Genomic DNA, 15,075 nt, shown 5'->3' with positions numbered 1-15,075 from the left:
ACACATTAACGAGTTTTCGCCAGGACAGCCGCTTGGCCGTCCGCCCATCGCGCCAGGAGACACCAACCACAATGAGCCGCGCACTGAATGACGTCGCCGCCGGCACCCTGTTCGGCGTCGCGCTGAACTACAAGGGCCTGCTCGACAGCCGCCTGCCGGAGTTCCGCCAGCCGCCGTACCAGAAGCCGCCGGTGAAGCCGGTGCTGTTCATCAAGACACCGAACACCCGCAATGGCCATGGCGCCGCGGTGGTCTTCCCGCGCGGCGTCGAGCGCCTGCAACCGGGCCCGGCGCTGGGCGTGGTGATCGGTCGCGACGCCAGCCGGGTGAAAGCCGGGGAAGCCATGGCGCATGTCGCCGGCTACGTGATCGTCAACGAGTTCAGCCTGCCGGAAGACAGCTACTACCGCCCGGCGGTGAAAGCCAAGTGCCGCGACGGCTTCTGCCCGCTCGGTCCGCAACTGGTGCCGGCGCAAGAGATCGTCGACCCCCATGCGCTGGAGCTGAAGCTGTACGTCAACGGTGAACTGCGCCAGCGCAACAGCACCGCCAACCTGGTGCGCGGCATTCCCCAGCTGATCGCCGAGATCAGCGAGTTCATGACCCTGCATGCCGGCGACGTGCTGATCACCGGCACCCCCGAGGGCCGTGTCGACGTGCATCCCGGCGACCGCGTCGAGGTCGAGGTCGACGGCCTCGGCCGCCTCGCCAACAGCATCGTCGCGGAATGAGGAACCGACCATGAAACACGCACGCATCCGCTACCAGGGCCAGGTCCACCAGGTGACGGTGGAAGAGTCCAACGCCGTGCGCCTGGCCGACGGCACCCTGCTCGCCGAGGACCGGGTGGAGTGGCTGCCGCCGGCCACCGGGAGCATGTTCGCCCTCGGCCTGAACTACGCCGACCACGCCGCCGAACTGTCGTTCAAGGCGCCCAGCGAACCGCTGGCGTTCATCAAGTCGCCGGGCACCTACACCGGCCACCGCCAGGTCAGCTGGCGCCCGGACAACGTCGACTACATGCACTACGAGTGCGAACTGGTGGCGGTGATCGGCAAGCCGGCGCGCAACGTCCGCCGCGAGGACGCCCTCGGCTACCTGGCCGGCTACACGGTGTGTAACGACTACGCGATCCGCGACTACCTGGAGAACTACTACCGGCCCAACCTGCGGGTGAAGAACCGCGACGCCACCACCCCGGTGGGACCGTGGATCGTCGACGCGGCCGACGTGCCGGAACCGAACCGGCTGGCCCTGCGCACCTGGGTCAACGGCGAGCTGCGCCAGGAAGGCAGCACCGCGGACATGATCTTCGACATCCCCTACCTGATCGAATACTTCTCCAGCTTCATGACCCTGCAGCCGGGCGACATGATCGCCACCGGCACCCCGGAAGGCCTGTCCGACGTGGTCCCCGGCGACGAAGTGGTGGTGGAAGTGGAAGGCGTCGGTCGCCTGGTCAACCGAATCGTCAGCGAGGCCGAGTTCTTCCGCGCCCGCGCACAGGAGCACGCAGAATGATCAAACACTGGATCGATGGCCGCGAGGTCGAAAGCAAGGACGTCTTCGAGAACTACAACCCGGCCACCGGCGAGCTGATCGGCGAGGTCGCCAGCGGCGGCGCGGCGGAAATCGACGCGGCGGTGGCGGCGGCCCGGGAAGCCTTCCCGAAATGGGCCAATACCCCGGCCAAGGAGCGCGCGCGCCTGATGCGCCGCCTCGGCGAGCTGATCGACCGGAACGTGCCGCACCTGGCGGAGCTGGAAACCCTCGATACCGGCCTGCCGATCCACCAGACGAAGAACGTGCTGATCCCGCGCGCCTCGCACAACTTCGAGTTCTTCGCCGAGGTCTGCACGCGAATGAACGGGCACAGCTATCCGGTCGACGACCAGATGCTCAACTACACCCTGTACCAGCCGGTCGGCGTCTGCGGGCTGGTCTCGCCGTGGAACGTACCGTTCATGACCGCCACCTGGAAGACCGCGCCGTGCCTGGCGCTGGGCAATACGGCGGTGCTGAAGATGTCCGAGCTGTCGCCGCTGACCGCCAACGAGCTGGGCCGCCTGGTGCACGAGGCGGGCATCCCGCCGGGGGTGTTCAACGTGGTCCAGGGCTACGGCGCCAGCGCCGGCGACGCGCTGGTCCGCCACCGCGACGTGCGCGCGGTGTCCTTCACCGGCGGCACCGCCACCGGGCGACGAATCATGGAGGCAGCCGGGATCAAGAAGTACTCGATGGAGCTGGGCGGCAAGTCGCCGGTGCTGGTCTTCGAGGACGCCGACCTCGAGCGCGCGCTGGACGCCGCGCTGTTCACCATCTTCTCGCTGAACGGCGAGCGCTGCACCGCCGGCAGCCGCATCTTCGTCCAGGAAAGCGTCTACCCGCGGTTCGTCGCCGAATTCGCCGCGCGCGCCAAGCGCCTGGTCGTCGGCGACCCGCAGGACCCGAAGACCCAGGTCGGCTCGATGATCACCCAGGCCCACTACGACAAGGTCACCGGCTACATCCGCATCGGTCTCGAGGAAGGCGCCAGGCTGGTGGCCGGCGGCCTGGAGCGTCCGGCCGGGCTGCCGGCGCACCTGGGCAAGGGGCAATTCATCCAGCCCACGGTGTTCGCCGACGTGGACAACCGCATGCGCATCGCCCAGGAAGAGATATTCGGCCCGGTGGCCTGCCTGATCCCGTTCAAGGACGAGGCCGAGGCGCTGCGCCTGGCCAACGACGTGGAATACGGCCTGGCCTCCTACATCTGGACCCAGGACATCGGCAAGGCCCATCGCCTGGCGCGTGGCATCGAGGCCGGGATGGTCTTCATCAACAGCCAGAACGTGCGCGACCTGCGCCAGCCGTTCGGCGGGGTGAAGGCCTCGGGCACCGGACGCGAAGGCGGCGAATACAGCTTCGAGGTATTCGCCGAGATCAAGAACGTGTGTATATCCATGGGCAGCCATCACATCCCCCGCTGGGGCGTGTAGGGCGCGCTCGTGCAGAGCGGCCGCCCGAGGCCGCCAGCAGCGCCGGCGTGCAGACACAATCAGAAGAATCCGGGCCAGCCGCCAACGGCCGCGCCCGCTGCCAGGCCCAACGGGCCACCAGGAGAATCGTCATGGGCAAAGTCGCTCTGGCTGCCAAGATCACCCACGTACCCTCGCTGTACCTGTCCGAGCTGCCCGGCCCGCGCCACGGCTGCCGCCAGCCGGCGATCGACGGGCACCGCGAGATCGGCCGGCGCTGCCGCGAACTGGGGGTCGACACCATCGTGGTGTTCGACACCCACTGGCTGGTCAACGCCGGCTACCACATCAACTGCGCGCCGCACTTCGAGGGGCTCTACACCAGCAACGAGCTGCCGCACTTCATCGCCAACATGGAGTACGGTTTCCCCGGCAACCCGGAGCTGGGCCGCATCCTCGCCGAGGGCTGCAACGCACTCGGCGTGGAGACCCTGGCCCACGACGCCACCACCCTCGGCCCGGAGTACGGCACCCTGGTACCGATGCGCTACATGAACCAGGACCGCCACTTCAAGGTGGTCTCGGTCTCCGCCCTGTGCACCGTGCATTACCTGAACGACAGCGCGCGCCTGGGCTGGGCCATGCGCAAGGCGGTGGAGGAACACTACGACGGCACGGTGGCGTTCCTCGCCAGCGGCTCGCTGTCCCACCGCTTCGCCCAGAACGGCCAGGCGCCGGACTTCTCCGACCGCATCTGGAGCCCGTTCCTCGAGGTCCTCGACCATGAAGTCGTGCAGATGTGGCAGGAGGGCCGCTGGGCCGAGTTCTGCGGGATGCTCCCGGAGTACGCCTCCAAGGGCCATGGCGAAGGTTTCATGCACGACACCGCGATGCTCCTCGGTGCCCTCGGCTGGTCGGACTACGACGGCAAGGCGGAGGTGGTGACGCCCTACTTCGGCTCCTCCGGCACCGGGCAGATCAACGCGGTCTTCCCGGTCACCGCCCAGGACGGCGCGGCGATCCCCGCCGCCCAGGCCGGCAACCCGGCCGGCGCCAGCTGCGCCAGTCGCCTCTGAGGACGCCGCCATGCCGCACTTCATCGCCGAATACACCGACAACATCGAAGCCGAGGCCGACCTGCCCGGCCTGTTCGAGAAGGTCCACGCCTGCCTCGGCGCCAGCGGCGTGTTCCCGCTCGGCGGCATCCGCAGCCGCGGCGTACGCCTGGACACCTGGCGCATGGCCGACGGCAGGCACGACTACGCCTTCGTCCACATGACCCTGAAAGTCGGCGCCGGTCGCGACCTGGAGACTCGCCGGCAAGTCGCCGAGGCACTTTTCGAGGTGATCACCGCGCACTTCGCCGAGCTCCAGGCGCGACGCCTGCTGGCGCTGTCCTTCGAACTCAGCGAACTGGACGCGGAGCTGAACTACAAGCGCAACAACGTGCATGAATTCCTGAACAACCCGGCGGGCTGACCGGCCCGCCATAACGCTGCACTCACCCAGCTCGCCTCCCGGCCACCGACAGGTCGCCAGGACGTCCGGGCGCTCACAAAAAGTACAAGATCATGAGCACAGCCAGCACCCTGAACAGCACCACCCCGCCTCTCAGCGACAGCACCCACGGCCGCGTCACCTGGCGGCTGATGCCGCTGTTGCTGGTGTGCTACGTGTTCGCCCATCTGGACCGCATCAACATCGGTTTCGCCAAGTTGCAGATGAGCGCCGACCTGCACTTCAGCGACACCGTCTACGGTCTCGGCGCCGGGCTGTTCTTCATCGCCTACGCGCTGTTCGGCCTGCCCAGCAACCTGATGCTGGAACGGATCGGCCCGCGCCGCTGGATCGCCTGCCTCATGGTGGTTTGGGGCTGTCTCTCCACCGCCATGCTGCTGGTGGAGAGCGCGCGCGGCTTCTACCTGCTGCGCCTGCTCCTGGGGGTCGCCGAGGCCGGCTTCTTCCCCGGTATCCTGGTCTACCTGAACCGCTGGTTCCCGGCGCGTCGACGCGGGCAGGTCACCGCCCTGTTCGCCATCGCCGTGCCCATGGCCGGGGTGATCGGCGGACCGCTGTCGGGCTGGATCCTCGAGGGTTTCCACGACGCCCTCGGCCTGCGCGGCTGGCAATGGATGTTCCTGATCGAAGGCCTGCCGGTAGTGCTGCTCGGCGTGGTGGTCTGGTGCGCGCTGCCGGAAAGCTTCGAACGGGTGGCCTGGCTCGGCGACGAGCAGAAGCGCGTGCTGCGCGAAGAACTGGCCGGCGAGGAGCAGCGCAAGACCATCACCTCCTTTTCCGGGATCTTCAGCAATCCCCAGGTGTGGCTGCTGGTGGCGATCTATTTCGCGGTGATGCTGGCGGTGAACACCATCGCGTTCTGGATGCCGAGCCTGATCCATGGCGCCGGCATCGCCCGGGACAGCCGCATCGGCATGCTCAGCGCGGTGCCCTATCTCGCCGGCTGCGCCTTCATGATCTTCATCGGCCGCTCCTCCGACCGCCTGCGCGAGCGCCGCTGGCACCTCGGCATCCCGTTGCTGATGGCCGCCGCCGGTCTCAGCCTGGCAGCCCTGGCGCCGACCAGCGCCTGGCTGGTGATGGCCGGCCTGGTGATCGCCGGGATGGGTGCCAGCGCCGCCCTGCCGATGTTCTGGCAATTGCCGCCGGCCTTCCTTTCCAGCGCCACCCTCGCCGCGGGAATCGCCCTGATCAGCTCCTTCGGCAGCATCGCCGCCTTCCTCGCGCCCTACCTGATCGGCTGGATGCGCGACACCACCCAGAGCGCCAGCCTGGCCCTGTACCTGCTGGCCATCCTCATCGCCCTCGGCGCCGGCCTGGTCCTGCGGACCCCCGCCGCCGTGGTCAACCCACGCTGAACCGAGAGACCCCGACCATGCTCGATCCCCGCCTGATCCAGGACGCCGCCAACCGCCTCGACGCCGCCGAGCGCTCGCGCCAGCAGGTAAGGCAGTTCTCCCTCGACTACCCGGACATCGCCATCGAGGACGCCTACGCCATCCAGCGCGCCTGGGTCGAGCGCAAGATCGCCGACGGGCGCGTGCTCAAGGGCCACAAGATCGGCCTGACCTCGCGCGCCATGCAGGTCTCGTCGAATATCAGCGAACCGGACTATGGCGCCCTGCTCGACGACATGTTCTTCGAGGAGGGCAGCGATATCCCCTTCCAGCGCTTCATCGTGCCGCGGGTCGAGGTGGAGCTGGCGTTCATCCTCGGCAAGCCGCTGAAGGGACCGGGCTGCACCCTGTTCGACGTGCTCGAGGCCACCGAGTGGGTGATCCCGGCGCTGGAGATCATCGATGCGCGCATCCAGCAGGTCGATCCGCAGACGAAAGTCACGCGCAAGGTCTTCGACACCATCTCCGACAACGCCGCCAACGCCGGCGTGGTGATGGGCGGCCGCGCCGTGCGACCGGGCGAGATCGACCTGCGGCGGGTGCCGGCGATCCTCTACCGCAACGGCGTGATCGAAGAGTCCGGGGTCTCCGCCGCGGTGCTCAACCACCCGGCCAAGGGCGTCGCCTGGCTGGCCAACAAGCTGGCGCCCCACGGCGTCTGCCTGGAGGCCGGCCAGGTGATCCTCGGCGGCTCCTTCACCCGCCCGGTGGCGGCCGCGCCGGGGGACACCTTCCACGTCGACTACGACTTGCTCGGCAGCATCTCCTGCCGTTTCGTCTGAGGAGGCATTTCCATGGACCTGCCCGTCAATCGCTTCAAGCAACGCCTGCGCGGCGGCGAGGCGCAGATCGGACTGTGGCTCGGCCTGGCCGATCCCTACTGCGCGGAACTGGCCGCCAACGCCGGCTTCGACTGGCTGCTGCTGGACGGCGAGCACGCGCCCAACGATCTGCGCAGCCTGCTCGGCCAGTTGCAGGCGCTGGCCCCCTACCCCGGCCAGCCGGTGATCCGCCCGGTGCAGGGCGACACCGCGCTGATCAAGCAACTGCTCGACATCGGCGTGCAGACCCTGCTGGTGCCGATGGTGGACAGCGCCGCCCAGGCCGAAGGGCTGGTGCGCGCCGTGCGCTATCCGCCAGCGGGCGTGCGCGGGGTCGGCAGCGCGCTGGCCCGGGCCTCGCGCTGGAACAGCGTGGCGGAGTACCTCGACCACGCCGACGAGCAGATGTGCCTGCTGGTCCAGGTGGAAAACCTGGAGGGCCTGGCCAACCTCGACGCGATCGCCGCCGTCGATGGCGTCGACGGCGTGTTCATCGGTCCGGCCGACCTCAGCGCAGCCATGGGTCATCGCGGCAATCCCGGCCACCCCGAGGTGCAGGCGGCGATCGAGGACGCCATCCGCCGCATCCGCGCGGCCGGCAAGGCCGCCGGCATCCTCTCCGCCGACGAGGCGCTGGCGCGGCGCTACCTGGAGCTGGGCTGCGCGTTCGTCGCGGTGGGCGTGGACACCAGCCTGCTGATGCGTTCGCTGCGCGAACTGGCCGGGCGTTTCAAGGGCGGCGCGCCGTCCGCCGCTTCCTCGGTCTACGGCTGAAGACCGCGCCCTATCCCCTCTCCCGCTTGCGGGAGAGGGGACGACCGAGATTGCGGCCAGGCAGCGGCCCAGTCCGCAAAGCCTGTGCCTAGCGCCGGCGGAACAACGGTCGCGGCTCGATCGCCGAGCGGCCATAGAGCACGCTCAGCCCGGCCAGCCCCTTGAGCGCGTCCTCGACGTTCTTGTCCTCGCGCACCGCGAAGGCATCGAAGCCACACTGGCGCATGTGGCTGAGCTGGTCGCGCAACACGTCGCCCACCGCGCGCAATTCGCCGCTCCAGCCCAGGCGCACGCGCAGCAGGTAGGCCAGGCTGTAGCCACGGCCATCGCGGAAGCTGGGAAAGTCGACGGCGATCAGCGGCAGCTCGGCGAAGTACGGCAACAGCACCTCCACCTCGTCGTCCGGCGCCAGCCAGGGCGCCACGGATCCGCCCTCGCCACGGCGCTCCAGCCACGCCGCCAGCGGCAACAGCAGCGGCCCCGGCGGCAGCGCCTCGGGCACCTCGCGCAGGAGTTGCCAGGGATCCTCGCGGCAGACCTCGGCGACGCCATCGCGCAAACGGATCAGGTTGTTCATGCCGGTTCCTCCGTCCTGGCGTAGACCCGGACCTTGAACGGCTCCAGGCCGACCCGGTTGAAGGTGTCGATGAAGCGCTCCGGGCCGACCCGCAGGTCGATGAAGGTCTCGACGATCCGCTCGATCACCGCCGGCACCTCGGCGGCGCTGAACGACGGGCCGATCACCTTGCCCAGCGCGCTGTCCTTGCCCTGGGCGCCGCCGAGGGTGACCTGGTACCACTCGCTGCCGTTCTTGTCGACGCCGAGGATGCCGATGTTGCCGATATGGTGGTGGCCGCAGGCGTTCATGCAGCCGGAGATGTTCAGGCTCAGCTCGCCGATGTCGTGCAGGTGGTCGAGGTCCTCGAAGCGCTGCTGGATGCCCTGGGCGATGGGGATCGACTTGGCGTTGGCCAGCGCGCAGTAGTCGCCGCCGGGGCAGGCGATGATGTCGCTGAGCAGACCCTGGTTCGGCGTGCCGAGGCCCGCGGCGCAGGCTTCGAGCCAGAGCGCGTGGAGGTGCTCCAGGCGCACGTCGGGCAGCACCAGGTTCTGTTCGTGGGCCACGCGGATCTCGCCGAAGCCGTAGCGCTCGGCCCAGTCGGCGACCCGCTCCATCTGTTCCGCGGTGACGTCGCCGGGCGGCGCGCTGGCGCCGGGTTTGGTCGACAGCACCACCGAGGCATAGCCCGGCACCTTGTGCGCCTGGACGTTGCGCGAGGCCCAGCGGGCGAACGCCGGATCGGCCGCGCGGGCGCTGCCGTAGGCCAGCTCGCCGCCGGCCGGGGCCAGGTAGCGCGGCAATACGAAACGCTCGGCGACCCGCTGGCACTCCTCGGCGGTCAGTTGCGCCGGGCCGTCGCGCAGGTGCTGCCACTCTTCCTCCACCTCGCGGGCGAAGGCCTCGATGCCCAGCGCCTTGACCAGGATCTTGATCCGCGCCTTGTACTTGTTGTCACGCCGGCCGTGGCGGTTGTAGACCCGCAGGATCGCCTCGACGTAGGACAGCAGGTGCTGCCAGGGCAGGTCGTCGCGGATCACCTGGCCGAGCATCGGCGTGCGTCCCAGGCCGCCGCCGACCAGCACCCTCAGGCGCAGCTCGCCGTCCTCGGCGTGGCGGTAGAGGTACAGGCCGATGTCGTGCATCTGCACCGCGGCGCGGTCCTCCACCGCCGAGCTGAGGGCGATCTTGAACTTGCGCGGCAGGAACAGGAACTCCGGGTTCACCGTCGACCACTGGCGCAGGATCTCGGCCAGCGGCCGCGGGTCGGTCCACTCGTCCGCGGCGACCCCGGCGAAGGCTTCGGTGGTGATGTTGCGCACGCAGTTGCCGGAGGTCTGGATCGCGTGCATCTGCGCGCCGGCGAGATGTTCGAGGATGTCGCCGACCTGCTCCAGTTCGATCCAGTTGAACTGGATGTTCTGCCGCGTGGTGAAGTGGCCGTAGCCGCGATCGTACCGCCGGGCGACATACGCCAGGGCGCGCAACTGCGGCGCCGACAGGGTGCCGTAGGGAATCGCCACGCGCAGCATGTAGGCATGCTTCTGCAGGTACAGGCCGTTCTGCAGGCGCAGCGGGAGGAACTCCTCCTCGCTCAGTTCGCCGCCAAGGCGGCGGGCGATCTGGTCGCGGAACTGCGCCACCCGCTCGCTCACCAGCGCCTGGTCGTATTCGTCGTACTGGTACATCGCAAAGCCCTCATCGACAGGGTTTCTCCACCGAGGACGGGCAGGGTGCGGGCGAAGAAACCGGGGACCGGCTGCGCCCCTGTTTCTGGCGACAGGATGGGCCGGTGTTCACTGGCGTCCACTATCGCCTGCGTACAGACAGCGAAACAGCGGCAGATTCCGCCGAAAAAAACACATCAGATGGCCGACGGCGGCGAATTCGCGCCGCCTGCGACCGGTTGCCACGGGGCGCATATCTGTACTGCCCGAAGTCGCCCGGCAACCCGCGGCAACGCTGGGCCGGCGCTTTGCGGAGGCATCTGATACGGTTTTTCCCGCTCGATCTGCCGCTGTTTCGCCCATCAGCCGGTTCCTATAGTCGCAACCGCCTCTCCAGCCTGATGGGCCTACGAAAAATGAGCGAAAGAATTCCCGCGATCCAGGTCGAGCCCGCCGCACCGGCCGCTCCGTCGAAACAGCCGCCCGCGCCCGGCAAACTGCCGTCGGCGGTGAACGGCCCGATCTACACCCGCAGCTTCACCGGTCTGTTCCGCAATTTCCGCCGGCTCGGCGGCGGCCTGCTGTTCCTGCTGTTCTTCGGCACCCTGTGGCTGAACTGGAACGGCCGCCAGGCGGTGCTCTGGGACCTGCCCGAGCGCAAGTTCTACATCTTCGGCGCGACCTTCTGGCCGCAGGACTTCATCCTGCTCTCGGCGCTGCTGATCATCGCCGCCTTCGGCCTGTTCTTCATCACCGTGTTCGCCGGCCGCGTCTGGTGCGGCTACACCTGCCCGCAGAGCGTATGGACCTGGGTGTTCATGCGGTGCGAGAAGGTCACCGAGGGCGACCGCAACGCGCGGATCAAGCTCGACCAGGGCCCGGCGAGCGCCGCCAAGCTTCTGCGCAAGACCGCCAAGCACGCGCTGTGGCTGGGGGTCAGCCTGGTCACCGCGATCACCTTCATCGGCTACTTCACCCCGGTACGGCCGCTGGTGGCCGACCTGTTCAGCTTCCAGCTGGACCTGGAAAGCCTGTTCTGGGTGCTGTTCTTCACCGCCGCCACCTATGTCAACGCCGGCTGGCTGCGCGAGCAGGTGTGCATCCACATGTGCCCCTACTCGCGCTTCCAGAGCGTGATGTTCGACAAGGACACCCTGATCGTTTCCTACGACGCCGCCCGCGGCGAATCGCGCGGCGCCCGCAAGAAAGGCAGCGATCCGCGCGCCCAGGGGCTCGGCGACTGCATCGACTGCCAGCAATGCGTGCAGGTCTGTCCGACCGGCATCGACATCCGCGACGGCCTGCAGATCGCCTGCATCGGCTGCGCCGCCTGCGTCGACGCCTGCGACTCGATCATGGACAAGATGGGCTACGAACGCGGCTTGGTGCGCTACACCTCGGAACGCGCCCTGGAAGGTGGCAGGACCCGCTTCCTGCGTCCGCGCCTGGTCGGCTACGCGGCGGTGATGCTGGCGATGATCGGCGCCTTCGTCGTCGCCCTGGATGCCCGCCCGCTGGCCTCGCTGGACGTGACCCGCGACCGTGGGCTGTTCCGCGAGAACGCCGCCGGGCAGATCGAGAACATCTACACCCTCAAGGTCATCAACAAGACCCAGCAGCCACAGCGCTACCGCCTGCAACTCGACGACGCGCCGGAGTTCCGCCTGCAGGGCGAGCACATCCTGAGCCTGAAGCCCGGCGAGATCCTCGACTTCCCGGTGTCGGTGGCCTCCACCGCCGAACGCGCCAGGGCCGGCTCGCAACCGCTGGCGTTCAGCCTGCGCGGCATCGACGACCCGGGCCTGGCGGTCGGCAGCACCAGCACCTTCGTTTCGCCGGCGCGCTGAGGAGGCCGCGATGAGGCATGACAACACGGTCCCGGCGCGCATAGAGTGGGCGCCAGCGGCCGTGCCCACGGCCAGCCAGGACAGCGGCCAGGACAAGATGAAGCGCTACGAGAAATTCGCCGACGAGATTGCCGAGCTGATCCGTACCGGCGTCCTCGCCCCCGGGCAAAAGGTGCCTTCGGTGCGGCACGCCAGCCGCACCTATGGGGTCAGCGCGTCCACCGTGTTCCAGGCCTACTACCTGCTGGAAAGCCGCGGGCTGATCATGGCCCGCGCGCGCTCCGGCTACTTCGTCTGCCAGCACGTGCAACGGCCGCTGCCGGAACCGGAGATCAGCCCGCGCCAGGCCGACGCCACCGAGGTCGACGTCAGCGAGCTGGTGTTCTCCGTGCTCAGCTCGATCAAGGACCCGGACACCGTGCCCTTCGGTTCGGCCTTCCCCAGCCCCCAGCTGTTCCCCCTGCCGCGCCTGGCGCGCTCCATGGCCCACGCGGTGCGCGACATGGACCCGCAGTCGGTGGTCGCCGACATGACCCCCGGCAACCACGGCCTGCGCCGGCAGATCGCGCTGCGCTACATGGTCGGCGGCCTGCTGCTGCCGGTGGAAGAACTGGTGATCAGCAATGGCGCGCTGGAAGCGCTCAACCTCTGCCTGCAGGTGGTCACCCGTCCCGGCGACCTGGTGGCCATCGAGGCGCCGGCGTTCTATGCCACCCTGCAGGTGCTGGAACGGCTGAAGCTGAAGGCGGTGGAGATCCCCGTGCACCCGCGCGAGGGCATCGACCTGGAGGTGCTCGCCGACAGCCTGCAGCGCCTGCCGATCAAGGCCTGCTGGTTCATGAGCAACTTCCAGAACCCGATGGGCGCGAGCATGGACGACGAGAAGAAACGCGCCCTCGCCGAACTGCTGGCGCGCCACCAGGTGCCGATGATCGAGGACGACGTCTACGCCGAGCTGTACTTCGGCCAGCAGGCGCCGAAGCCGGTCAAGGCCTACGACCAGGAAGGCCTGGTGATGCACTGCAGCTCCTTCTCCAAGAGCCTGGCGCCGGGCTACCGGGTCGGCTGGGTGGCCGGCGGGCGCTATGCCGAGCAGATCGAGCGGCTGAAGCTGATGACCAGCCTGTCGGCGTCGATCCCGGCCCAGGCGGCCATCGCCGACTATCTCCAGCACGGCGGCTATGATCGCCACCTGCGCAAGCTGCGCTACGCCCTGGAAACCCAGCAGAACGCCATGCTCGCGGCGGTGGCGCGCTACTTCCCCGAGCAGACCCGGGTCAGCCGCCCGAGCGGCGGCTATTTCCTCTGGTTGGAACTGCCCGAGGCGGTCGATTCGCTGCGCCTGTTCCAACTGGCCCTGGCCCAGGGCATCAGCCTCGCCCCAGGGCCGATCTTCTCCGCCACCCGCCGTTTCGCCCACTGCGCCCGGCTCAACTACGGGCATCCGTGGAGCGCGCGGCAGGAGAAGGCGATGGAAACCCTCGGGCGGATCGCCCAGTCGCTGGCGGGATGACGCCCCGCAGACGGAAAGCCACCCCGGTGTAGGGCGGATAACCGCACGCGGTTATCCGCCCTGATCGGCTCGCGTCCCCCCATCCCGGTATGCGCCGCCGCCCTGCGCAAACGCATTCTCCTGCCGCATCTGATACCCAAATTCCATATCGACCTGAAGCTGTTTTACCCCCGCCCCAGCCCTTAGATTGCAGGCTCCGGCCGGCGCCCCGTCTCCCCCCTCGACGGCGGTCGCCGGCTGTTCCTTTCTTTCGGGACTGTACAGATGAACAAAGCAACGACGGAACCTGCCTACAACTACAAGGTGGTTCGCCAGTTCGCCATCATGACCGTGGTATGGGGCGTGATCGGCATGGGGTTGGGCGTACTCATCGCCTCGCAGCTGGTCTGGCCCCAGATGAACTTCGACCTGCCCTGGACCAGCTTCGGCCGCCTGCGGCCGCTGCACACCAACCTGGTGATCTTCGCCTTCGGTGGCTGCGCGCTGTTCGCCACCAGCTACTACACGGTGCAGCGCACCTGCCAGGTACGACTGTTCTCCGATACCCTGGCGGCCTTCACCTTCTGGGGCTGGCAGGCGGTGGCGGTGATCCTGCTGATCAGCCTGCCGCTGGGCAATACCACCACCAAGGAATACGCCGAGATCGAGTTCACCGGCGCGGTCTGGCTGGCGATCGTCTGGGTCGCCTACGCGGTGGTGTTCTTCGGCACCCTGCTCAAGCGCAAGGTCAGGCACATCTATGTCGGCAACTGGTTCTTCGGCTCGTTCATCCTGACCACCGCGATGCTGCACATCGTCAACCACATGTCGCTGCCGGTGAGCTGGTTCAAGTCCTACTCGATGTACTCCGGCGCCACCGACGCCATGGTCCAGTGGTGGTACGGGCACAACGCGGTGGGCTTCTTCCTGACCACCGGCTTCCTCGGCATGATGTACTACTTCGTGCCCAAGCAGGCCGGGCGCCCGGTCTACTCCTACCGGCTGTCCATCGTCCACTTCTGGGCGCTGATCACCCTGTACATCTGGGCCGGCCCGCACCACCTGCACTACACCGCGCTGCCGGACTGGGCGCAGTCGCTGGGCATGGTGATGTCGCTGATCCTCCTGGCGCCGAGCTGGGGCGGCATGATCAACGGCATGATGACCCTCTCCGGCGCCTGGCATAAGCTGCGCGACGACCCGATCCTGCGCTTCCTGGTGGTCTCCCTGGCCTTCTATGGCATGTCCACCTTCGAAGGCCCGATGATGGCGATCAAGACCGTCAACGCCCTCTCCCACTACACCGACTGGACCATCGGCCACGTCCATGCCGGCGCCCTCGGCTGGGTGGCGATGATCACCATCGGCTCGCTCTACCACCTGATTCCCAAGGTCTACGGGGTGGAGAAGATGCACAGCGTCGGCCTGATCAACGCGCACTTCTGGCTGGCCACCATCGGCACCGTGCTGTACATCGCCTCGCTGTGGGTCAACGGCATCACCCAGGGCCTGATGTGGCGCGCGGTCAACGAGGACGGCACGCTGACCTACTCGTTCGTCGAATCCCTGGTGGCCAGCCACCCGGGCTTCATCGTGCGCCTGGTCGGCGGCGGGTTCTTCCTCACCGGCATGCTGCTGATGAGCTACAACACCTGGCGCACGGTGCGCCAGGCGCGCCCGGAAGGAGTCCTCGCGGCGGCCCGCATGGCCTGAGTCGCGACGGCGCCTCCCTTCCCTCCCCGGTCCTCGCCCGCCACGCTGCGGGCAAGGTTCGTCAACCGACGAGGAGAATCATCATGGAATTCAGTTGGAGCGAGCTCCTGCCGGAGCTGCTGGCGGTCGCCGTGCTGTTCTTCGGCGTGCACTGGAGCCTGCGCCACGCCAAGACCCTGGACCAGGCGAGCATGCTGCCGTTCGCCGACGACGAGGAAGTGGCCCGCCGGGTCGAGCGGGAAACCGGCAGGAGCCGCACCGGCTGCGGCTGCCCCGGTCGCTGCCAGGGCGATTGCCGGCACTGGGACAAGGACTGGCCGGCATGACGCC

14 protein-coding genes are annotated in these 15,075 nt (G+C 68.2%); 12 read left to right on the top strand and 2 right to left on the bottom strand.

Annotated elements, in window-relative coordinates; genetic code table 11:
- Positions 1–71: 71 nt before the first annotated feature.
- The 8 genes from PSPA7_RS04630 to hpaI all read left to right on the top strand — a co-directional run bounded on the left by PSPA7_RS04630 (position 72) and on the right by hpaI (position 7,467).
- Positions 72–731, top strand: a complete 660-nt coding sequence (locus PSPA7_RS04630; RefSeq protein WP_012074319.1) for a fumarylacetoacetate hydrolase family protein — start codon at positions 72–74, stop codon at positions 729–731.
- Positions 732–741: 10 nt separating this feature from the next.
- Complete coding sequence (locus tag PSPA7_RS04625; RefSeq protein ID WP_012074318.1) at positions 742–1,521, top strand: fumarylacetoacetate hydrolase family protein; 780 nt, start codon at positions 742–744, stop codon at positions 1,519–1,521.
- On the top strand, positions 1,518–2,978 hold the full coding sequence (gene hpaE, locus PSPA7_RS04620) for a 5-carboxymethyl-2-hydroxymuconate semialdehyde dehydrogenase (protein WP_012074317.1): 1,461 nt from the start codon (positions 1,518–1,520) through the stop codon (positions 2,976–2,978). The genes PSPA7_RS04625 and hpaE overlap by 4 nt, the downstream gene beginning before the upstream one ends.
- 131 nt (positions 2,979–3,109) lie before the next feature.
- Positions 3,110–4,033 carry a 3,4-dihydroxyphenylacetate 2,3-dioxygenase gene (gene hpaD, locus PSPA7_RS04615; protein ID WP_012074316.1) on the top strand — a complete coding sequence of 308 codons (924 nt, stop codon included), beginning with the start codon at positions 3,110–3,112 and terminating at the stop codon, positions 4,031–4,033.
- Between the two features lie 10 nt (positions 4,034–4,043).
- On the top strand, positions 4,044–4,436 hold the full coding sequence (locus PSPA7_RS04610) for a 5-carboxymethyl-2-hydroxymuconate Delta-isomerase (RefSeq protein WP_012074315.1): 393 nt from the start codon (positions 4,044–4,046) through the stop codon (positions 4,434–4,436).
- Positions 4,437–4,528: 92 nt separating this feature from the next.
- Positions 4,529–5,833, top strand: a complete 1,305-nt coding sequence (locus PSPA7_RS04605) for an MFS transporter (RefSeq protein ID WP_012074314.1) — start codon at positions 4,529–4,531, stop codon at positions 5,831–5,833.
- Between the two features lie 17 nt (positions 5,834–5,850).
- Positions 5,851–6,654, top strand: coding sequence for a 2-oxo-hept-4-ene-1,7-dioate hydratase (gene hpaH, locus PSPA7_RS04600; protein ID WP_003157584.1), 804 nt, complete (start codon positions 5,851–5,853; stop codon positions 6,652–6,654).
- Positions 6,655–6,666: 12 nt separating this feature from the next.
- Positions 6,667–7,467 carry a 4-hydroxy-2-oxoheptanedioate aldolase gene (hpaI, locus tag PSPA7_RS04595; protein ID WP_012074313.1) on the top strand — a complete coding sequence of 267 codons (801 nt, stop codon included), beginning with the start codon at positions 6,667–6,669 and terminating at the stop codon, positions 7,465–7,467.
- An 88-nt stretch (positions 7,468–7,555) separates the two neighbouring features.
- On the opposite strand, the gene PSPA7_RS04590 is transcribed toward hpaI, so the two are convergent.
- Together PSPA7_RS04590 and nirA are read right to left on the bottom strand one after the other, a co-directional pair.
- Complete coding sequence (locus PSPA7_RS04590) at positions 7,556–8,044, bottom strand: DUF934 domain-containing protein (RefSeq protein ID WP_012074312.1); 489 nt, start codon at positions 8,042–8,044, stop codon at positions 7,556–7,558.
- On the bottom strand, positions 8,041–9,714 hold the full coding sequence (gene nirA, locus PSPA7_RS04585) for a nitrite reductase NirA (RefSeq protein WP_012074311.1): 1,674 nt from the start codon (positions 9,712–9,714) through the stop codon (positions 8,041–8,043). Before nirA ends, PSPA7_RS04590 begins: the two co-directional genes overlap by 4 nt.
- A 104-nt stretch (positions 9,715–9,818) precedes the next feature.
- Here nirA and ccoG point away from each other — a divergent pair, with 104 nt between their 5' ends.
- From ccoG to PSPA7_RS04565, 4 genes are all read left to right on the top strand, one after another.
- A complete protein-coding gene (gene ccoG / locus PSPA7_RS04580; protein WP_079262153.1) occupies positions 9,819–11,540 on the top strand; it encodes a cytochrome c oxidase accessory protein CcoG in 1,722 nt (573 codons plus the stop codon).
- Positions 11,541–11,637: 97 nt separating this feature from the next.
- Complete coding sequence (mapR, locus tag PSPA7_RS04575) at positions 11,638–13,053, top strand: GntR family transcriptional regulator MpaR (RefSeq protein ID WP_033998400.1); 1,416 nt, start codon at positions 11,638–11,640, stop codon at positions 13,051–13,053.
- A gap of 264 nt (positions 13,054–13,317) precedes the next feature.
- The gene (ccoN, locus tag PSPA7_RS04570; RefSeq protein ID WP_012074307.1) at positions 13,318–14,745 is read left to right on the top strand and encodes a cytochrome-c oxidase, cbb3-type subunit I; all 1,428 of its coding nucleotides are present in this window, start codon (positions 13,318–13,320) and stop codon (positions 14,743–14,745) included.
- Positions 14,746–14,828: 83 nt separating this feature from the next.
- On the top strand, positions 14,829–15,071 hold the full coding sequence (locus PSPA7_RS04565) for a hypothetical protein (protein ID WP_012074306.1): 243 nt from the start codon (positions 14,829–14,831) through the stop codon (positions 15,069–15,071).
- Positions 15,072–15,075: the final 4 nt, after the last annotated feature.

Origin of the sequence: Pseudomonas paraeruginosa PA7, from assembly GCF_000017205.1 — a bacterium.
In the GTDB taxonomy this organism is placed as follows: domain Bacteria; phylum Pseudomonadota; class Gammaproteobacteria; order Pseudomonadales; family Pseudomonadaceae; genus Pseudomonas; species Pseudomonas paraeruginosa.
Note: the sequence above shows the minus strand (reverse complement) of the source record. Positions and strands in the feature narration are given on the sequence as shown.